Origin of the sequence: Chimaeribacter californicus, assembly GCF_002858675.1 — a bacterium.
In the GTDB taxonomy this organism is placed as follows: domain Bacteria; phylum Pseudomonadota; class Gammaproteobacteria; order Enterobacterales; family Enterobacteriaceae; genus Chimaeribacter; species Chimaeribacter californicus.
Map to the genome: position 1 here is coordinate 298,705 of NZ_PJZF01000002.1, position 20,544 is coordinate 319,248.

Annotated in this window: 18 protein-coding genes; 9 read left to right on the forward strand and 9 right to left on the reverse strand. The window is 58.1% G+C overall.

What is annotated here, in order from left to right; translation table 11 throughout:
* Positions 1-4: 4 nt before the first annotated feature.
* The 4 genes from CYR55_RS04365 to CYR55_RS04380 form a co-directional block, all read right to left on the reverse strand.
* The gene (locus CYR55_RS04365; RefSeq protein ID WP_101814924.1) at positions 5-1,006 is read right to left on the reverse strand and encodes a LacI family DNA-binding transcriptional regulator; all 1,002 of its coding nucleotides are present in this window, start codon (positions 1,004-1,006) and stop codon (positions 5-7) included.
* A gap of 285 nt (positions 1,007-1,291) precedes the next feature.
* On the reverse strand, positions 1,292-3,328 hold the full coding sequence (locus CYR55_RS04370) for a glycoside hydrolase family 31 protein (protein ID WP_101814925.1): 2,037 nt from the start codon (positions 3,326-3,328) through the stop codon (positions 1,292-1,294).
* A 10-nt stretch (positions 3,329-3,338) separates the two neighbouring features.
* A complete protein-coding gene (locus CYR55_RS04375) occupies positions 3,339-4,697 on the reverse strand; it encodes a glycoside-pentoside-hexuronide (GPH):cation symporter (protein ID WP_101814926.1) in 1,359 nt (452 codons plus the stop codon).
* 243 nt (positions 4,698-4,940) lie between these two features.
* On the reverse strand, positions 4,941-6,590 hold the full coding sequence (locus CYR55_RS04380) for a dihydroxyacetone kinase subunit DhaK (RefSeq protein ID WP_101814927.1): 1,650 nt from the start codon (positions 6,588-6,590) through the stop codon (positions 4,941-4,943).
* Between the two features lie 292 nt (positions 6,591-6,882).
* On the opposite strand from CYR55_RS04380, the gene CYR55_RS04385 reads away from it, so the two are divergent.
* From CYR55_RS04385 to CYR55_RS04395, 3 genes are all read left to right on the forward strand, one after another.
* Complete coding sequence (locus tag CYR55_RS04385) at positions 6,883-7,227, forward strand: hypothetical protein (protein ID WP_101814928.1); 345 nt, start codon at positions 6,883-6,885, stop codon at positions 7,225-7,227.
* Positions 7,228-7,597: 370 nt separating this feature from the next.
* On the forward strand, positions 7,598-7,780 hold the full coding sequence (locus tag CYR55_RS23925; RefSeq protein WP_241522075.1) for a hypothetical protein: 183 nt from the start codon (positions 7,598-7,600) through the stop codon (positions 7,778-7,780).
* Between the two features lie 14 nt (positions 7,781-7,794).
* On the forward strand, positions 7,795-8,286 hold the full coding sequence (locus CYR55_RS04395; RefSeq protein WP_241522083.1) for a SinI family restriction endonuclease: 492 nt from the start codon (positions 7,795-7,797) through the stop codon (positions 8,284-8,286).
* Positions 8,287-8,410: 124 nt separating this feature from the next.
* On the opposite strand, the gene CYR55_RS04400 is transcribed toward CYR55_RS04395, so the two are convergent.
* The gene (locus CYR55_RS04400; protein ID WP_101814929.1) at positions 8,411-9,655 is read right to left on the reverse strand and encodes a DNA cytosine methyltransferase; all 1,245 of its coding nucleotides are present in this window, start codon (positions 9,653-9,655) and stop codon (positions 8,411-8,413) included.
* A 401-nt stretch (positions 9,656-10,056) separates the two neighbouring features.
* On the opposite strand from CYR55_RS04400, the gene CYR55_RS04405 reads away from it, so the two are divergent.
* Positions 10,057-10,821, forward strand: a complete 765-nt coding sequence (locus CYR55_RS04405; RefSeq protein WP_101814930.1) for an HNH endonuclease — start codon at positions 10,057-10,059, stop codon at positions 10,819-10,821.
* Between the two features lie 50 nt (positions 10,822-10,871).
* Here the strand turns inward: CYR55_RS04405 and CYR55_RS04410 are convergent, their stop codons facing one another.
* Positions 10,872-11,939 (reverse strand): LacI family DNA-binding transcriptional regulator, encoded by a 1,068-nt coding sequence (locus CYR55_RS04410; protein WP_101814931.1) that lies wholly within the window; start codon positions 11,937-11,939, stop codon positions 10,872-10,874.
* A 202-nt stretch (positions 11,940-12,141) separates the two neighbouring features.
* Here CYR55_RS04410 and CYR55_RS04415 point away from each other — a divergent pair, with 202 nt between their 5' ends.
* The 5 genes from CYR55_RS04415 (at position 12,142) to CYR55_RS04435 (ending at position 16,854) form a co-directional block, all read left to right on the forward strand.
* Positions 12,142-12,963 (forward strand): ABC transporter substrate-binding protein, encoded by an 822-nt coding sequence (locus tag CYR55_RS04415; protein ID WP_101814932.1) that lies wholly within the window; start codon positions 12,142-12,144, stop codon positions 12,961-12,963.
* A gap of 78 nt (positions 12,964-13,041) precedes the next feature.
* Complete coding sequence (locus CYR55_RS04420; RefSeq protein WP_101814933.1) at positions 13,042-13,860, forward strand: amino acid ABC transporter permease; 819 nt, start codon at positions 13,042-13,044, stop codon at positions 13,858-13,860.
* Position 13,861: 1 nt separating this feature from the next.
* Positions 13,862-14,620, forward strand: coding sequence for an amino acid ABC transporter ATP-binding protein (locus CYR55_RS04425; RefSeq protein WP_101814934.1), 759 nt, complete (start codon positions 13,862-13,864; stop codon positions 14,618-14,620).
* Entirely contained in the window at positions 14,620-15,699 is a 1,080-nt protein-coding gene (locus CYR55_RS04430; protein ID WP_101814935.1) for a Gfo/Idh/MocA family protein, read from the forward strand. The genes CYR55_RS04425 and CYR55_RS04430 overlap by 1 nt, the downstream gene beginning before the upstream one ends.
* Before the next feature lie 39 nt (positions 15,700-15,738).
* Positions 15,739-16,854, forward strand: coding sequence for an NAD(P)/FAD-dependent oxidoreductase (locus CYR55_RS04435; protein WP_101814936.1), 1,116 nt, complete (start codon positions 15,739-15,741; stop codon positions 16,852-16,854).
* A gap of 66 nt (positions 16,855-16,920) precedes the next feature.
* Here CYR55_RS04435 and CYR55_RS04440 read toward each other — a convergent pair whose 3' ends face one another.
* The 3 genes from CYR55_RS04440 to betC all read right to left on the reverse strand — a co-directional run bounded on the left by CYR55_RS04440 (position 16,921) and on the right by betC (position 20,510).
* Positions 16,921-17,835: a restriction endonuclease gene (locus tag CYR55_RS04440; protein ID WP_101814937.1), complete on the reverse strand. Its 915-nt coding sequence runs from the start codon at positions 17,833-17,835 to the stop codon at positions 16,921-16,923.
* A gap of 189 nt (positions 17,836-18,024) precedes the next feature.
* Positions 18,025-18,966 carry a choline ABC transporter substrate-binding protein gene (choX, locus tag CYR55_RS04445; RefSeq protein ID WP_101814938.1) on the reverse strand — a complete coding sequence of 314 codons (942 nt, stop codon included), beginning with the start codon at positions 18,964-18,966 and terminating at the stop codon, positions 18,025-18,027.
* A complete protein-coding gene (gene betC, locus CYR55_RS04450) occupies positions 18,963-20,510 on the reverse strand; it encodes a choline-sulfatase (protein WP_101814939.1) in 1,548 nt (515 codons plus the stop codon). Before betC ends, choX begins: the two co-directional genes overlap by 4 nt.
* Positions 20,511-20,544: the final 34 nt, after the last annotated feature.

Genomic DNA, 20,544 nt, shown 5'->3' on the forward strand with positions numbered 1-20,544 from the left:
CCTGTCAGCGGCACCGCCCGGTGGTGCCGCGCGCCACCAGCGTGACGGGTAACACCTGGCTGCGCATCCCGCCGTCAATACCTGCCAGCAGCGTGTCGACCGCCTGTGCGCCCAGCACTTTAAAATCCTGCCGTACCGTGGTCAGCGGCGGATAGAAAAAGGCGCTGTCGGCGGTATCGTCATACCCCACCACCGACACCTGCTGCGGGATCTGCCGCCCCGCCTCATGCAGGGCGCGCACTACGCCCAACGCCATCTGGTCATTTGCCACCAGCATCGCGCTAAACGGCGTACCGGCCGCCAGCAGGTGCTGCGTCTGCCGGTAGCCCTCTGCCGCGCTCCAGTCCCCATATTGCACCGCCACCGGCTCAAGCCCGGCGTCTGCCAGCGTTTCCCGCCAGCCTTGTAACCGCAGTTGCGCAGAAATGGAGTGCGCCTCCCCTGCCAGCAGCGCGATCTGCCGGTGCCCGTGTTGCAGCAGATGGTGTGCCCCGCAGCGCGCGCCTTCGGCCGGATCAAACAACACTGACGGCACCGCCCCGCCGGGGTCAGTGTCGAGGAACAGCAACGGCCACGCCCCGGCAGCCTCTGCCAGCGCGGCGGCGTCGTGGCTGCTCAACGGCGCATTAATCAGCACACCGTCCACCCGCTGAGCGCGCAACTCCTGCAACGCCTGCCGGCAGGCGTTCGGCCCGCTGCCGCGCACCATTGCCATCACCAGGCTGTAACCCGCTTCTCCGGCGCGCTGTTCAATGGCGGCAGCAATCTGTGACGGTGCATGCAGCGCCAGCGAACTGGTCGCCAGCCCCAGCACCTGCGTGCGTTTACCCGCCAACTGCTGCGCCACCCGGTTCGGCACATAATTGAGCGCGGCCATCGCCGCCTCGACCCGCTGGCGGGTTTTGGCCGACACATGCGGTGCCTGATTGATCACACGGGAAACGGTCTGGTAAGAGACACCGGCCTGGCGGGCGACATCATCAAGGGTCACAGCGGAGGATTTCATGCGGTTTCCGGGCTAAGGGTAAGGCGGTCAGCATAGCAAAGTGCAGCGGGCGGAAAAAATAATAGCAACGCGCAGCAGGCGACAGAAATACTCATTACGCGTCGGAAGCCTGCAGCAGGCGGCCAAAATACTCGCGCGTCAGAAGCGCGCAATCACAATGCGCAGCGCCCCCCTGTCGGGCCTGCCACGCATCGCTGACAACATCGCGGCCGTCCCGCCACAGCCCCGCGCACGTGAGGGACTGTGGCGATCGCGGCCATTCAGCGATCGCTATAACTCCTGTGCTCACCGTAACTCAGCAATCACCGGCGAGCCCTGCCGCAGGAACACCGGAATCGCCTCCAGCGGCGCATCCGCCTCGATCCAGTTGCCGCCGGAGTAGGTTTCCCCCTGAAGATCCTGCCAGCTGGCCCCGGCCGGCAGCCAGACGCGGCGACGGCGCTCACCGGCGTGCAGCACCGGCGCGACCAGAATATCCGGCCCGAACATGTATTGGTCTTCCACCTGCCAGCTCTGCGCCTCCTGCGGGAAGTCAAAGAACAGCGGGCGCATCACCGGGTCATTCTGTTCATGGGCGGCCGCCATCTGGCGCTGGATATAGGGGCGCAGCTTCTCGCGCAGGCGCAGCCCGGCCGTCATGATCGCCAGATTCTCTTCGCCGTAACTCCACACTTCGTTCGGCGCGCCACTATCGCACTGGGCCACGCCGTTGCTGTCAAAGCGTTGTGCCGGGGCTACATGCGGTTCGCGGTAGCCGTGCAGCCGCATCACCGGGCAGAACACGCCCCACTGGAACCAGCGCAGCAGCAGCTCATGGAACGCCGGATCTTCCACATGGCCGCCCTGGAAACCGCCGATGTCGGTGGTCCACCACGGCATCCCAGCCATGCCCATGTTCAGCCCGGCCGCCAGCTGGTTGCGCAGCGACACAAACGACGAATGCACATCCCCCGACCACGCCAGCACGCCGTAGCGCTGGCTGCCTGCCCACGAGCAGCGCACCAGGTTAACGATCGCCTCCTCCCCCTCGGCGCGCAGCCCGTCCCAGAATGCCTGGGCGAAATCACGCGGATAGATATTCCCGACTTCCAGCACCGGGCCGCGGTGGTAGCGGTAGTTATCAAAATCGTAAGCGCGGTACTCCGGTTCCGCCTCATCCAGCCAGAAGTGGCGCACACCGTGCGTATGGTAGTTCTGTTTCACCTGATCCCACACATACTGCCGCGCGCCGGGGTGGGTGGCGTCAAAGAAGGTGGTGTTGCCGAGGAAATCGAGGTTAACCGACACGCCGCGATCGCTGTTCACCAGATAGCCTTTGGCCTTCATCTGCTTATAGTTGTCGGTGGTGGCATCGATGGTCGGCCAGATAGAGACCATCAGTTCGATGCCCATCGCCTTCAGCTCACTGACCATTGCTTTCGGGTCGGGCCAGTAGCGCTCGTCAAAGCAGAAGGTGCCCTGCTTCGGCCAGTGGAAGAAATCGATGACCATCACCGAAATCGGCAACTGTCGGCGTTTATATTCCCGCGCCACTGACAGCAGCTCCTCCTGCGTGCGGTAGCGCAGCTTGCACTGCCAGAAGCCGGTGGCAAATTCCGGCATCGGCGGCGCGGTGCCGGTGGCCTTGCCATACTGGCGGGTGATCTCAGAGGGCGTGTCACCGACGGTTAGCCAGTAATCCATCTGTGCCGTGACCTGCGCACGCCATTCGGTCAGGTTTTTGGCGAAATGCACCTCGCCCACCGCCGGGTTATTCCACAACAGGCCATAGCCGAGGCTCGAGACCATAAAGGGCACGCTGGCCTGCGAGTTACGCTGCGCCAGCTCCAGCACACAGCCTTTGAGGTCCAGCACCGGTTGCTGGTACTGCCCCATGCCGTAGATTTTCTCATCCGGGCGCGCTTCAAAACGCACCGTCAGCTGGTGCTTGCCGCCGGGGATGGGCCGGAACGCCCGCGCGTCCAGTTTCAGCGCGCTGATGTACTTATCCTGCGCCTTCTCCACGGCACCAACGCCGACACTGCCGCGCTGCCGCCAGAACTCCTCAAGGATCAGCTCGTCGTGCTGGTTGTAGAATGCCAGCCGCCCCTGGCTGTTCAGCACCGCTTTTGCCTTGCCGTTGCGCAGCGTCAGCGTCTCGTTGCCCTGTTCAATGGTCACGCCTTCTGCCGCTTCCGGCGGCAACAGCGCCCAGGGTTCGTCATCAAGCCGTGGCTGGCAGGTGGCGCGCACCCGCAGGCTGTTGCGCCCCCATGGCTCTACCACCAGCGTCTGGTTATCAAATTGCCACAGGATCCGGTTCTCTTGCGTCAGTAAACTCATGGTCGCTCCTTTAGTTATCACCCTGTAAAACGGCTTTATGCAGGTTAATGTCACTCATGGTGGCATCGGTGAGCCGGTACCAGCGCAGTGCGATCACGCTGATAAACGAGAGCACGCCGGGCACCAGGCTGAACAGCGCGATGATGCTGAACAGCGCCTGCGGGTTCTGCTCCGCCGCATGGGGCACATAGCCGCTGAGGCCCAGCGTCCAGCCGACAATCGCCCCGCTGATGGCCATACCCATTTTCAGCACCGCCAGCAGCGTGGAGAAAATGGTGCCGTCCATGCGTTTGCCCTGCTTCCACTCGCCGTAATCCGCGACGTCCGCCATCATTACCCACATCAGCGTGGTGGTGATTTGGTAGAAGGTGGAGACCAGGAACATCATGCCGACCAGCAGCGCCAGCGACGGCGGCATAAAGAAAATCGCGATGCTGAGCGCGCCCGCCATCATCGCCGCCCAGGCGAACACGGTGATTTTGCTGCGCCCGCGCGTCAGCACTTTGGACAGCGCGCTGCCCGCCCCTTTCCCGGCGATGTGCGCACCGAGCAGCCAGGAGAAGAGTGTCGCGTCCCCCAGCGCATAAGTGACGTAGTACATCAGCGCGCCTAAGCGGATCACGCCGAACGCGATATTGGTGAGTACCAGCACCGCCACCACGCGCCACTGGTCGTTTTGCCAGAGGTCTCGCAGGTCGGCCATAAAGTGTGCGTGGGAAGGTTTGGCCTGAATGCGCTCCCGCGTCGTCCAGAAGCAGACCAGGAACATCACAATCGCGGCGGTCGCCATGATCGCCATCGCCCAGCGGTAGCCCATCAGCTTGTCATCGCCGCCCAGATACTGCGCCAGCGGCAGCATAAAGAAGGTGGAGAGCGCGCCGCCCACCGTGGCTAAAAAGAAGCGGTAGGATTGCAGCGAGATGCGCTGCTCGTTATCGGCGGTGATCACCGCGCCCATCGAGCAGTAAGGGATATTGATGGCGGTATACATCAGCATCATGAAGCAGTAGGTCACGGTGGCGAACACCATTTTCGCCCCGAGCGACAGCGATTCCGGCACCGCATAGGTCAGCATACAGCTCACGCCGAACGGCACCGCCAGCCACAGCAGGTAGGGGCGGAACTTGCCCCAGCGTGACGAGGTGCGATCCGCCAGCAGCCCCATTACCGGGTCAATCACCGCATCGCCGATGCGCGCCAGCAAAAACATGGTGCCGATAAACACCGCAGGCAGGCCGACCACGTCGGTGTAGTAAAAGGTCAGGAAAATAATGACGTTATCCAGCCCGATGTGGCTCGCCATATCGCCGAGGCCATAGCCGACTTTTTCTTTTACCGAGAGCCGTTGGGGAAGAAGTCTCTGAGTCATGTTCGCTCCAGTGAGTGAAGCACGGCAACGCCCGCTGCGCCGTGGGAACAGTGGTTATAGGCCAGCACGCCACCAATAACGATTCTCAGATTTCCTTTAGCTATTACGATTCCTGTTTTTTGTGATACCGGTAACATAGAAAGGGTAAATCGGTTGCTGCCGCAGGGAAAGGCATGGGAAGCGGATCGCAACACCGGCCGGGTTACCCCAGCCGGTGAGTCAGATCGTTTTACTGTGGCAGAGTTACTGCTGGGCCAGCGCCTCAAACACCTTTTCGATCGCCACCGCGCCCGGATCTTTAATGCCGTCCAGGCTGTTGCTGCTGAGGTAGGCCGAGCGCCCGGCGTTGGCTTTTTGCATCTTCGCCGTGGCTTCTGCGCCCTCTTTTGCGGCTTTCGCCGCGGCAGCCAGGTCGCCGTTGGCTTTCAGCGCTTCCAGCGCCGGTTGCAGCGCATCGATCAGCGTGCGATCGCCGAGATCCGCGCCGCCATAGTGTTTCATCTGCTGCAACCCGGCGAGCAACGCCTCCGCCACGCCGTGATCTTCTTCGATCTGCTTCCCGGCAGCGGTAAAGAAGATCGACATCAGCACTCCGCTCGATCCGCCCATCACCACGGCCAGGCGGTCGCCGACCAGCGCGAACAGCGCCGCGAGGTCTGCCAGCGGCAGTTTGCCGGCGTCATTCAGCTCCGCGATCGCTTTCGCGCCTGACGCGAAAGTCGAGCCGGTGTCGCCGTCCCCCACCTGCGCATCCAGCTTGTTCAAGGCGCTTTCCAGGTCAACGAGCGTCTGGGTGATGGTCGCGACCACCTGTTTCACCTGCGGGTTTTCGGAGGGTTCCGCGCTCACGTGCTGGCTGACCTTCTCCGCTTTCTGTTTCGGCACCGGTGCCAGTTTCACCAGCGGCTGCCAGCCGGCGACTTCCACTTCAGCTTTCAGGGCAGTTTCGAAGGTCTCATTCAGCGCGATGGCCGAGAGCGAGAAGCCTTTCATGTCCAGCGCGCTCACCAGCGGCGCGGGGCCGATCAGGTAGTCGATGGCGTCACCAAGCCGGGAGTGCGCCAGCTCTTTGGTTACCTGCGCCATCTCCAGCGGCGAGGTGCCGCCGAGGTTATTGATCAGCACTGCCAGCCGCGCGTTGTTATCCACCACGCGTTGCAGGTTTTCTACCAGCGTCGCGACGATTTCGCGGCTGTTTTGCGTCTCCAGCGTGCTGACCCCCGGTTCGCCGTGGATGCCCAGCCCCAGCTCCACGGTGCCCGGCGCGATGCGGTCGGACTCTTCATCGCCTTCACCCGGCAGGTTACAGCCCGCCATGGCTACGCCGATGCTGGCGGTGGCGTCAATCGCCTGCTGCGCCAGCGCTTTGACCTCTGCCAGCGATTGCCCCTGCGCCGCCGCGTACCCGGCGATCTTGTGCACCAGCGCCGTGCCGGCGATGCCGCGCGGCTGTTTGTTGTCCGGCAGGGAGATGTCATCGCCGACCATCACCAGATCGACCTGATACCCCAGGCTTTTGGCGCGCTCCGCCGCCAGCCCGAAGTTCAGCCGGTCGCCGGTGTAGTTCTTGACGATCAGCAGGCAACCCGCGTCACCCGTTACCGCCACGATGGCATTCAGCACCGCATCCACGCTCGGCGAGGCGAACACATCCCCGCAGACCGCCGCGGTCAGCATCCCTTTGCCGACGAAGCCGACATGTGCCGGTTCATGGCCGGAGCCGCCGCCGGAGATCAGCGCGACCTGTTGCTTATCCCAGTCGCGGCGCACCACGATACGGATCGCCGGATCGACCTCCAGCCGCGCCAGATTGTTGTGCGGCGAACTGAGGATCACGCCGTCGATAGCATCATTAATCAGGTTCTTACGGTCGTTCATAAAAAATTTAGACATACCTTTCAGTCCCTTATTGGTGAACGGATGAAAACATCATCACGAAGTATAACCCTCCCCGACCATAGCACAGCCCGCACCCCGCCCGTGGGGGAGAACGTGGGGAAAGGGTCTGAAAAATGAGCACCCCAGCCCTGCACGCCCGCCACTACGCGTTGCCGTTTTGCCGATTTGTCCGATACTTAACAGACGCTTCACTGAGTATGGTTTTGAAGTCATCACCGTTTCCAAGGGGCACCTGCCTGCCAACCCTGCCGGGCATCGCGGCCCGGCATCTACAGGAGCAACAACAATGAAAAAAATACTGATACTTTCCGCCCTGCTGGCGGCCTCTTCCTTCGCCCACGCCGCAGACGACGCCCACAGCCACACCGGGATATATATCAATAACCTGTGTGAAGAGATAAAAGCGGACAGCGGCAAAGGCGACAGCGATCACTACCTCGATCAGCTGAAAGTCCGCGCCGGCAAAGGCGTCTCCTCCTCCGCCATGAACAAGCCGGAGTTCCAGGACGACGAAGCCGAAGCCGTGGTCGACGCGTTTATGGACCTCAACGAAGAGCAGCGCAGCGTCTTGGCCAAAGACCCCGCCAAATGCCGCAATGATGTGCTGGCGGAGTTGAAGAAGCAGGGGTAAACAGCGCGCCGCTGTATAAGCAGCGGCGGGTTTTTAACGACGCTGGGCAGCGATCATCGCTTTCATCTCAGCGATAGAGAGGGTGCGGTTTTTCTTACGATGGATAATGCTATGGCAGTTGGGGTAGACCGGCACCAGATCGGTGAATACGGATAAACCCTTAATCGTAATTTTTATTATTTTTTGAATTAAGGTGCAATATATTTCCATTCAGCTTATAGAAAAAATTTCAGCTGATTACCAAATTCAAAGCATAAAATTTTATACACTATGTCCAATTAACATTTCTTTTTAAGAGATAAAGAATATATTTGTAATAAAATTGACATAAAAGTATAATAATTCGATTTCAACTAAACAAGGAAAGATTATGACTTCGAATAGAGAAAATGTTTTCACTACTAATGCCATTGAAATTGCCAAAAGAGAAATGCAACACATCAACCCAGAGCTATGTACTAAATTTGGCGAATTGATTGGATTCATTAGTTTATACCCAGAGAGTGCTTCAACAAAAAAAACAGCCCGCCTGTTGGTACAGAAGAATATATAAAGAATGCAGCTCGTATATTTTCAAACAGTAGAATACCAAAAAAGCCTTCTAGGCCAAATACAATTCCTGATGAAATGGTGGGTGTAGTGCTTCAAACTACTTTTGATATTTCACCTGAAAAATTAAGCGAAATAAAAGACACGCATGCGCTATCTATGGGTGCTGAGAATATAATTGGCGATTTGCTTGAAAGATATTTAGCACATGAGTTAGAACCTCATGGGTGGATTTGGTGTTCAGGAACTGTTGTTAAAGCTGTAGACTTTATAAAATGGGAAGAAGGTGAGAATAAATGGAAAATGCTACAAGTAAAGAATAGAGATAATACAGAGAACTCATCAAGTAGCGCAATTCGTAATAATACAGATATAATAAAATGGTTTAGAACATTCTCTAAAAAGATTGGTTCTAACTGGGAAAGATTCCCCGATGAGGTTTCAACTAAACACCTTTCCGAAGAAAAATTCAGAGACTTTGTAATTAATTATTTGAACTCTCTTAAATAAAATTTATTTTTAACAATGAAGAAAAAAATTAATAATGCAAAGCATCGTTAATTGCAAGTAACACCCAAAAATAATAATCTTTATATAAAAATGAAGGCGCCAGATGAGGGGCCTTCATTTTATCTCAAGAGAATTTTTTCATAAATTCAATATCAGAAGTATTTTTATATCTTGAATATTTAAACCCTTCGATTAAAGGATGCTCTTCTTCATTTATTTCTCTTATAATACAATCACCTACCGCTTTTCCTAAACCAACAGGCACTGCATTACCCAATTGTCTATATTTATCTAAAGTCTTTCCTTCAATAATCCAGTCATCTGGAAATTGCTGTATCTTCATGTACTCTTGTATAGATAAAGGTCTTAATTTCTCAGGATGCGCAAGAGCAGTGGCGGGCATTGCTGGATGCGTGACCAATGTTGGTGCCGGCCGATCCCAAGAAATTCTTCTTAAAAAACCAGTTTTTCCACCGCCTAAATAAAAGGATTTACCTAATGCTTCTTTCTGCAGCTCTTCTGGCAAATTTTTCCAATATTGTCCAGCTTTTAATAGTTTAAAGTATTTTAGTCTTTTTTCAGGAAATTCTATATGTTCAGCATCGTCATCTGGAATGTCCTTAACAGCTTCCTTGAAAGTTAGCCATTTTTTTAACCCAAACTCGCCATGCTCACTATGAGTAGGCTTAAGATAAGGAACTTTTTTTCCGTTTCTAGAACAAATTATTATCACTCGCTCTCTAATCTGAGGAACGCCAAAATTAGCAGAGTTATAAAGATTGAAAGAGACATTATATCCTGCATTTTCAAGCATTCTTACTATATAGTGTAGAACACCGCCAGGTTTTTCCTCGGACGCCAGCGGAGGAAAATCCTCACCTCTTTGACTATGAGGCCTATGTAATAGCGGTGCCGATAGTAAACCGCGGACATTTTCTAAAACTATATATTTAGGCTTTATTTCTAATACTGTTTCTAAAAACTTTATGAAAACGTTCCCTCTATCATCTTCCAGACCTAATCTTTTACCAGCAGTAGAAAATGCTTGGCAAGGTGGCCCGCCCATAATTAAATCGACTTCATCACCTATTTTTAACCCGGAAATTTCCATGATTTCTTCAGAGGAATAATCTCTAATATCACCGATCAAAGGTAAATTAGGCTTGTTTTTTTGAATAGTCTTTCTAGCTGCCTTATCGATTTCACAGGCTAACAGAGTTTTGAATCCAGCTTGCTCAATGCCAATATCTAATCCCATAGCTCCACTAAAAAAACTTAATGCAATAGGTTTTTGAGCAATCTGCATAGAATTATCTAATATAGCCCTACCATTAGTAGAACTTATCCTCACTTGGCTTTCATCTAACATTTGCAAAATCCTAAAATTATCATTTAAAAACAGTAGATTAATAGTTATACTTATAATGTAGTATATACACTATATGATAAATTTCATAGATACTATTTTGCCCTAACCAAAACACCTGTCAATATAAACAGTGATTATTTTTATTAAAAAAGTATCTCCATATTTTATAGAAATTTTTTAAATAATCTAATCTAGAATAATAAGCATGGGTATTTTTTTACCAAGAACTCTTCGTTAAATAACTCTTATTAATACGATTAAAAATATTTAATTTCTGCATGCTCTTTATTAGACGGGTTAAAAAAAATTAAAAAATCTCGAATTTATTAGGTGGTGATGATTTTTTAAAAAATAAATTAATGTTATAATATATAAATTTTAATTTATCTCTAGGTAAGAATATGTTATCAACAACATTATGGACGCGTGATCAACTCTTAGTCGCTTTTACCTTATATAGCCAACTGCCCTTTGGGCAAATGCATTCCAAAAATTCCACTATCCAATATTACGCTGACTTAATCGGCCGGACGCCTTCAGCCCTTGCGATGAAATTAGTTAATATTGCGAGTTTAGATCCTTTTATTACTAACTCGGGCCGTACTGGCTTAACGGGCGCATCTAACGCAGATCGACGCTTGTGGGAGGAGATGAATCAAGATCCCGACAAGTTTGAACATGAGTGCCAATCGGTGATGGCGATGTATGAACCACCTACCCCGGTAAAAAATGATGAAGAACCCGCTGATTTTACAGGGAAAGAAGAAATCAAACCCGTTAAAACCCGTATTGGCCAGCAACTATTCCGTAAGCGGGTTTTGGAAGCGTATGACAACCGGTGCTGCATAACCGGGTTAGAAGATCCTATCTTGCTGATTGCCAGCCATATTCGCCCATGGAAAGCAGATCCGCGGTACCGTCTGGATCCTAGAAATGGTTTATGCCTGTCTAATCTTCATGATCGCGCCTTTGACCAAGGGCTTATTACCTTTAACGAGGATTTAGAGCTTGTATTATCCATACACCTTAAACGTTTAAAAAGCGTCTCTGCGCGGGATAATTTCTTAAAATATGAGGGTGTGAAAATACGGCACTCGGCCCAATTCTCACCGAGTGAAGAACATTTGGATTTTCATCGGAAACATATTTTTATCGATAACTTATAGCAAGCAGGGAATTAAACGCCCGCTATTCCCGATAAAAAGAGTGGGGCCCCTCACCCCACCTCCCCAATCGATCCCCTCACCAGCAGTTCCGCTCTAAAGGGCAGCATCGGCCCCGGTTCTTCGCCTTTGATGCGGGCGATCAGGCGGCGGGCGGCTTCGCGGCCCATGTCGTAGACCGGCTGGGCGACCACGGTCAGGGGCGGGTGGACGATCTCCGTCCAGGGGAAGTTGTCGTACATCACGAAGGAGAGATCCTGCGGGATGCGCAGGCCGCGCTGGCTTAGTTCGCGCAGCAGTGACATGGCGATCAGGCTGTCGGAGGCGATAAGCGCCGTCGGTGGCGCGGGGCGTTGCCACAGTTCTTCCACAATCCGTGCGATAGAGGCCTCATCCAGCGCGTTGGCCTTAATCAGCGTGGGATCGAACATTACCCCGGCGTCGGCGAAGGCCAGTTCCATGCCGCCTACGCGCTGGGCCACCGGCGTCAGGCCGAAATCTTCCGGGTAACGCCACGGCTCTGCGCAGCGCATGCTGGTCACGTAGGCGATGCGCCGGTGCCCGGCCTCTAACAGCCGGCGCGTTGCCTCGCGCGCCGGGACGGTGAATTCGGCACAGATCGCCTCGACCTCCAGCCCTTCGACCGTCCGGTCAAACAGCACCAGCGCCCGCCCCGCCGCCAGGATCTGCGCCAGGTGTACGTTGTCGCCGGCGACCGAACTGCACGGCGCGACGATGATGCCGTCCACGCGCTTCTCCAGCATCACGTGTACCGCGTCCTGTTCGGCCGCAAGCTGCTCGTCACTGTTGCTCAGCAGCAGGTGGTAACCCGCCTGCCGCGCCACGTCCGCCATGCCGCGTAACGCCAGGCCGAAGTGCGGATTCTCAATGTCCCCGACAATCACGCCGATGGTGTTGGAACGGCCGGTGTTCATGCTGCGCGCCAGCTCATTCGGCCGGTAGCCGAGCTGTGCCGCCGCGTGGTTGACCCGCGTCTGTACCTCTTCACTGACAGCACCATAGCCGCCCAGCGCACGCGCCGCCTGGGCTTTGGAAACGTTGGCAGCCCTTGCCACATCGGCAACGGTCGGCGCTTTAATTGGGGGCAGAATGTTGGTCATAATGAAATTGTATCACAAGTTGTTAACATCAATGTTGACGCTCTAAAAGCGCTGTGCTTATTATCTCTACAACTGCTTGAGACCGGTCTCACTTGAGTCACAGGGCCAAACAGTCACCTGTGTTGAGACCGGTCTCATATTACCATAACACTGCCGGTTCAACAGACTCTGATGTTTACACCTGACTAAAACGGATGAGCTTATGACATCGCATAACTATCTGCACAATCGCCTGCCAACCCTAGCCGCCACGCTGTTTGCCTCGGTTGCCTTCTGTTCCTTCGGCGCGTATGCCGCCGCAGACAGCAACCCCTATGGCCTGATTGAGCCGGGCCACCTGCGGGTCGCCAGCCTCGGCGATGCCAAACCTTACACCTTCACCGACAAAACCGGCCAGTTCACCGGCTTCGATGTGGAGTTCTTCAAGAACGTCGCGCATCGCATCGGGATCGAGCAGGTCGATTTTATCGGCCAGGATTTCACCGCCATTTTGCCGGCGGTGGCGAACGGCCAGTATGATGCGGGCGTCGCCGCCATCGGCATCACCCCGGCGCGCGCAAAAACCGTGGATTTCTCCACCGGCTATCTGGTGGGCTTTCTTACGGTACTGACGCGCAGCGACTCCGGCGTGAAGAACGTCGGGACGCTGGCGAAAAAGCGGCTGGGCGTGGTGCAGGGCACCTTGCAGGAAGCCTATGCGATCGAGCATTTCAAGCAGACCGACGTGGTGCGCTTCCCGGATAACAACGCCGCGGTCTCGGCGCTGAACAACGGCACGCTGGACGCGATTTTCCTCGATAACGAGGCCGCCAAAAGTTACGCCGAACGCTTCAAGCTGGTCACCGCCGCCGACATCCCTTCCTTTGATGCCCCGGCCGGGGTCGCGATCGCCAAAGATAAACCGGCGTTCAAGGCCGCGCTGGATAAAGCCATCAAAGACGCGATGCAGGACGGCACCTGGAAACAGCTCTACGAGAAGTGGTTCCCCGGCTCGCCGCTGCCGAAGCAGTACCTGCCCCAGTAACTCCGCGAACGTTCTGCGTTCAGTCCGCTCAACAGGTGATGGGCGCGCCCCGTCACCCGCTTTTAGTGAGATACGGCTATGGATCTGTTAACTGTACTTTCCCGCACCTTTTTTGATATCCCGTCGATGCTGGAGGTGCTGCCGCAATTGCTCAGCACCGGGCTGGTGAACACGGTGATCATCTCCGTGGCGGCCACCATCCTCGGCACGCTGTTTGGCCTGATCCTGGCGCTGATGGGCATCTCCCCGTCGCGCTGGCTGCGCATCCCGGCGCGCCTCTACACCGACCTGTTCCGCGGCCTGCCGTCGATTCTGACCATCCTGCTGATTGGCCAGGGCCTCGCCCGCTTCAGCTACCAGATTTTCGGGCCGACGCCCTACCCGCTCGGCATTTTCGCCCTGAGCCTGATCGCCAGCGCCTATATGGGGGAGATTTTCCGCTCCGGCATTCAGAGCATTGAGAAAGGCCAGATGGAAGCCTGCCGCGCGCTCGGCATGAGCTACGGCCGGGCGATGCGGCTGGTGATTATCCCGCAGGGCATCCGCCGCGTGCTGCCGGCGATCGTCAACCAGTTCATAGCCATCATCAAAGACTCGTCGCTGGTCTACCTGCTGGGGCTGATGACCGGCCAGCGCGAGCTGTTCCGCGTCGGGCAGGATGCCGCCGTGCTCACCGGTAACCTCTCGCCGCTGCTGCTGGCGGGCCTGTTTTACCTGATCATCACCGTGCCGCTGACCCACGCCGTGAACCACGTTGACGTGCGCTACCGCACCGGCCGCCGTCGCCTGACCGCCCCGCAAAGCGGCTTAAAAGAGGTGGACGAAGTGCAGCAAAAGCCCGCCCCCGCCCTGACCGGCGGGGCGATTAACCCGCTGATCACCGAGCGAGGGCAATAACATGAATCAACCGACCACGACGGCAGCCGCCTACCACGGCGCCAGCCTGGAGCTGCGCGACCTGACGCTGGCCTACGGGCCGATTGAGGTGCTGCGCAAGGTGTCGCTGCACATCGCGCCCGGCACCACCACCTGCATCATCGGCCCGTCCGGCTCGGGCAAGTCCACGCTGTTGCGCGGCATTAACCGGCTGCATGAGCCGCAGTCCGGTGATGTGCTGCTGGCGGGCAAATCGGTACTGCGGGACCAGCCCGACGCGCTGCGGCTGCGCATCGGCATGGTGTTCCAGCATTTCAACCTGTTCCCCGACCACAGTGTGCTGGAGAACGTGGCGCTGGCTCCCTGGAAAGTCAAAGGGATGTCAAAAGCCAAAGCGATGGCGATCGCCCGCCAGCGGCTTGAGGAGGTGGGGCTGGGCCAGCGGGCTGACCACCGGCCGCGCGATCTCTCCGGCGGCCAGCAGCAGCGCGTCGCCATTGCCCGCGCACTGGCGATGGACCCGGAAGTGATGCTGTTTGATGAAGCGACCTCGGCACTCGACCCGGAGCTGGTCAAGGGCGTGCTGTCACTGATGGCGGATCTCTGCCGGCGCGGCATGACGATGGCGGTGGTGACGCATGAGATGGGCTTTGCCCGCCGCGTCGCCGACCAGGTGGTGTTTATGGATGAGGGCGAGATCGTCGAGTTCGGCCCGCCGGACGCGATTTTTGACCGGCCGCAGTCGCCGCGCCTGCAACGTTTTCTTTCGGAGGTTCTGTAATGACGCATCAACGGGTTTCATCCCCGGTTATCCGCACCGCGCTGGTGGGCTTCGGCATCTCCGGGCAGGTGTTCCACGCGCCGCTGCTGGCCGCCGATCCGCAGTTCAGCCTGGCAGCGATTGTTACCAGCAACGCTGAGCGCCGCCATGCCGCGCAACAGCGCTACCCGCAGGCGAGCCTGATTGCCGACTGGGACGCGCTGATGCAGCAGATCGACAGCGGCGCGCTGGCCATTGACCTGATCGTGCTCGGCACGCCGCCTGCGCAGCACGCCCAACAGGCGCATGACGCCAGCCGCCGCGGCCTTCACCTTGTGGTGGATAAGCCGTTCGCCGCCAACGCCGCCGAGGCGGAGACGATGATCGCCGATGCGCAGGCCCACAACACGCTGCTGACGGTGTTCCATAACCGCCGCTGGGACGGCGATCTCCTGACGGTAAAGCGCCTGCTGGCGGAGGAGCAACTGGGGCGGGTGCGCAGTTTTGAGTCCCGCTTTGAGTGGTGGCGGCCGGAGGGCTTCGGCAACTGGCGCGACCGCGTGACCCTGGCAGAGGGCGGCGGGCTGCTGCTGGATCTCGGCAGCCATTTAATCGATCAGGCGATTCAGCTGTTCGGCCCGGTGCGCGAAGCCTCGGCGGAGCTGACGCGCTACGGCTCCCCGGCGCTCTCGGACACTGACGAAGACACCTTCGTCTCACTGCTGCATGAGAGCGGCGTGCGCTCGCGGTTGTGGATGAACGGCCAGGCAGCGCGCCCGGCCCCGCGTTTCCACCTGCTCGGCAGCCGCGCCGCCTTCACCAGTTGGGGGCTGGATAACCAGGAACCATCGCTGGCGGCGGGGATGACGCCCACCGATGCGGCTTACGGCGTGACGCCTGCCGCCCAGTGGGGCACGCTCGGCGAGGGCGATAACCACCAGCCGGTAGCGCAGGAACGCGGCAACTACCCGGCTTTTTATCAGCAACTGGCGCGCGCCCTGCATGACGGCGCACCCGCGCCGGTGGACGCCCGCGAGGCGCTGGCGGTGCTGCGGCTGATTGACGATCTCCATGCGCGCTCCACGGTGCGCAACGCCTGAACGGCGTTCCCTTTTCCTCTTATTGCAAGGAACAGAACGATGTCTGTGAATTTGAAAAAAACAGTGGTGGTATTGGGCGGCGGCGTGCTGGGCGTCTCCACGGCGCTGGAGCTGACGAAACGCGGCGCGCAGGTGACGCTGGTGACAGAAGCGGAACTCTGCTCGGGCGCGTCCGGCCGGTCGCTGTCGTGGCTGAACTCGGCGGGCGAACGCACCCTGCCCTACCACGCGCTGCGCATGGCGGGCATCGACCGCTACCGCACGCTGTTCGCGCAAGACCCAACGCGCGAGTGGCTGCGCTTTGACGGCGGCCTCTGCTGGGCCGCGAACGACGCCACCGGCACCCGCGCCCGCCACGCCTACGAGAAGGTGCACGGCTACGATTCCCATCTGGTCGATGCCGACGGTGTGGCGGCGGTGGACAGCCGCGTCAACCCGCGCGTGGTGGCGGATGCCGCGATCTTCAACCCCGGCGAAGGTTGGGTGAGCCTGCCGCATTTGATCGAATTCCTCGCTCAGCAGTTCCGCGACCTGGGCGGTGAGGTTGTGGAGCAAGCCGGGAAAGCGGATGTGCTGACGGAGAACGGGCGCGCTTGCGGCATCCGCAGCGCGGATAAAGGCGAGCTGCGCGCCGATGCGGTGCTGGTGGCCTGTGGCCCCTGGACGCCGGACGTGGTCGCGCCGCTCGGCGTCACCATCCCTAACGGCTCGCCGGTGTCGATGCTGGTCATCAGCCAGCCCACCGCGCACGGCCTGAAGGTGGTAATGAACACGCCGCGTGCCGCCATCCGCCCCAACCCCGGCAGCACGCTGGCCGCGGATCACGACTGGTATGAAGAGGATATCGTGCAGCAACCGGACGGCCGCTACACCATCGCCGAAAGCGTGGTGGACAAGCTGATGCAGGAAGCGGGCGCACTGGTTGGTGACGGCACCGCGTTACAGGCCGCCAGCTGGAAACTCGGCCCCAAACCGATCCCCGGCGACGGCAACCCGGTACTCGGCGAACTGGAGAGCGTACCCGGCTGCTTCGTCGCCTTTACCCACTCCGGCGCAACCCTGGCGCTGATCGTCGGTGAACTGCTGGCCGATGAGATCCTCACCGGCGAAAAACACCCGATGCTCGCCACGTTCCGTGCTGAGCGGTTTGGGTGATTTGAGGGGCTTTAAATAATTGGGGTTTAAATAAACAGTAAGCCTGCCCGCCGGAAAGCGGGCGGGTTATTCGAAATAATCCATGTCCAGCTTCGGCACATTGATACGGCGTGAAGAGACCCCCACGCCGTTATCGATCATCAGGTGCACCAGACGATCGCCGTCCACCAGCACCATGCCTTCCACCGACCGTGCAAAATCCCGTGCCTGCGCGGTAAACCCGGAGGTGGTGATAAACACGCCCCGCTTCGCCTTCTGCCCGGCCAGCGCACCATAAAACGCCTGCAATTCCGGCCGCCCTACCGTGTTCTGCCAGCGCTTGGCCTGCACATAGACCTTTTCCAGCCCCAGTTTATCCAGGGAGATCACGCCGTCGATGCCGCCGTCCCCGGTGCCGCCCACGCGTTGCAGATCGTCCCGGTGGCCGCCATAGCCGAGGCGATGCAGCACATCCAGCACGATGATTTCAAAACGCTCCGGCGAGACCTGCAGCAGGTTGACCAGCAGCTCTTCGGCAACGTTATCGCGCAACTCTTTTAATGCCTGTTCCAGACGATCATCCGGGCTGCTTTTGGCCAGATCTACCGTGCTGACGGGTTCGGGTTGAGGGTCAAGATCCACGGCATCAGGCTGCTGTTTTAGCTTCACGTTATTAAACGCAAACGCCAGATGATTCACCTCCGCGTCTGTCAGGGCGTGAGGGTGCGCATTTACCCAGTCAACGCCCTGCGGCGTCAGGCACCATTTCCCTTTGGACATACTTTGCGATAGTCCGGCACGTTTCAGGCGGTCATGCGCCCAGCCGACCCGGTTTTTATACATCAGCTGACCGCTGGCGATCACCTCCGCCCGCTGGCTCTCCTCTAACCCCAGCGCCGCGGCGGCGGCCTCATGCGCCTCTCTGGCGGGTACCCCCTGCGGCCGCGTCACTAAAAAACGCAGCAGGGGTTCAATAAATTTGTCATAGGTTGGTACGGCCATGGCGTCATCCTTGCGTGATCTGGGGCTGGCCGATAATCATATCACCCACGATTTCAAAGCAAGAACATGAAAATGCATAGGTTACGGGTGCGACGGCTGGCAGGCATGACTTAAAAACAAGACCCAATAACAAACGAAAACGGGTGTCGCCCTGCCGTGGCGGCACCCGTTTTGAGGTGGGTTACACCCTTAGATGCCCAGCGCTTTCTTCACGGCGGGTTCTGCCGGTTGGCCCTCGCGGGTGGTGACGCCGTTCAGCCAGCCGGTGAGCAACGCCGGGCGTTTGGCCAGTTCGGCGCGGGCGGCGTCGGCCGGGCTTTGTTTGTCATCCAATACGCGGGTGATGATGGCGTTCTCCAGCGGCACGTCAAATTTCAGCTGGGTGAACAGCCGGTTGAGGTTCGGGCACTCGGCGGCGAAATCCTTGCGGGTGACGGTGTTCACCGTGGCGCTGCCGTAGTTCGGGCCGAACCAGGCGTCACCGCCGCTGAGGTAGGTGAGTTTGAAACGGGTATTCATCGCGTGCGGTTCCCAGCCCAAAAATACCACCCACTGCTGGCGGCTGACGGCGCGCGTTACCTGCGCCAGCATCCCGCTTTCGCTCGACTCCACCAGGCTCCAGCCCTGTAACCCGAAATCATGCTTATCCAGCATCTTTTTAATGTTCTGGTTGGCGGGTGCGCCCGGCGCGATGCCGTAGATTTTATGGCCGAATTTGTCGGCGTACTTTTGCAGGTCAGCGAAATCCTTCACCCCGGCCGCCGCCACGTAATCCGGCACCGCCAGCGTGAATTTCGCTGCCGGTAAGTTCGCCCCGATGACATTAATCGCGCCGTCGCTGCTGTATTTGCTGATGACCGGGGCCTGCGCCGGCATCCAGTTCCCGAGGAAGACGTCCAGTTGCCCGGTCTTCAGCCCCTGGAACGCCAGCGCCACCGAGAGGTTCTGCACTTTTTGCTCGTAGCCGAGGGCGTTTAACACCACCCCGGAGAGCGCATTGGTGGCGGCGATGTCCGTCCAGCCGGGATCGGACTGGTTCACGGTGGCGCAGCGCGCCTGTTCCGCCGCCACACTGGTGAGCGGGAGCAGGCCGGAAGCGGCCAGCAGCATAAAGGTCGTCAATTTTTTCATAAGGGTTTCCCGGGCGTGTGCTGGTGTGGGCGTGGATAGCGGGAGAAGGCTTCCTGCTCATCCAGTGTCTGATGGTTACGGATATAGCGCTGGGACGCAGGCTGGTGCGGCTGGAAATCCCATTTCGGGATGGCGTCGCGACCGGCAATCTCAGTAAGGTAGAGGCGTTTTTGCTGGCTGGCGCGCACCTGCTTATCCAGATCTGCCAGGTTCCAGCGGGCGGCCACCTCCGCAGCGAACGCCTGAGCCTGTGCCTGATACGCGGGCTGCGCAGCCAGGTTCTGCCGCTCATGCGGATCCTGCTGAAGATGGTAAAGCTGCGGCGCCTCAGTGAGTGAGTGGATGTATTTCCACGGGCCACAGCGAATCATCACAATAGGCTCGACCGCGCCTTCGGCCAGATACTCCCCGCAGGCCTCATCCGGCCCGGCGTCGCCCTTCAGGTGCGGCACCAGGCTGTGGCCGTCCAGCGGCGCGACCGGCTGCCGCAGACGCGCCCCGCCGCCCGCCAGGTCGGTGAAGGTCGGCAGCAGATCCACCAGTGACACGCTCTCCTTAACCCGGTGCGGGGCAAAGCGTTTCGGGTTATGGACGATAAACGGGATGCGCACCGCCCCCTCGAAAAAGCTCATTTTGTACCAGAGCCCGCGCTCGCCCAGCATTTCGCCATGGTCCGCCACCACGAACACGATGGTGTCTTCCGCCAGCCCGGTCTCCTCCAGGGTGCGAATCACCTCCCCGAAGCAGTCATCGACGTAGGCCATCGCGCCGTAATAGGCGTGGCGCGCCCGGCGGATCTGCGCGTCGCTCAGCAGCCCCTCTTCCAGCTGATACATGGCACGCAGGCGCGCTGAGTGCGGATCGCTTTCTACCTCCGCCGCCGTGGTGTGCGGCAGATCGATATCCTCTTCGTTAAACCGGTCGAGGTAACGGCGCGGAATGGCAAACGGATCGTGCGGGTGGGTCAGCGACAGCAGCAGCAGGAACGGCTGCTCATCCGGGCGGCGGGCGGCGTCATACAGGCGCTGGCGCGCCATAAACAGCGCCTCGTCATCGAAGTCCAGTTGGTTGGTGCGCACACACTCCCCCGCCTCCAGCACCGAACTCATGTTGTGGAACCAGTCGAGCCGGCGCTCCGGGTGCGCCCAGTCCGGCGTCCAGCCGAAATCCGCCGGGTAGATGTCCGTGGTCAGGCGCTCATCAAAGCCGTGCAGCTGGTCCGGCCCGCAGAAGTGCATCTTGCCGGAGAGCCAGGTGCGGTAGCCCTGCTCGCGCAGGTAGTGGCAGAAGGTCGGCGAGTCCGCCCGGAACTCCGCCGCATTATCAAAGACGCCATTTTTGGAGAGCAGCTGCCCGGTCATCAGCGAGGCGCGGGCCGGGGCGCACAGCGGGCTGTTGCAATAGGCGGAGTCAAATACCACGCCCTCTTCCGCCAGCCTATCAATATTGGGCGTCAGGCTGACGTTATTTCCGTAAGTGCGTAATGCCCCGGCGGTTAACTGATCTGCCATCAGAATAACGATATTCGGTTTATTTATAAGCATGATTCATCCGGTGATAAAGTAAATAAACGATCCG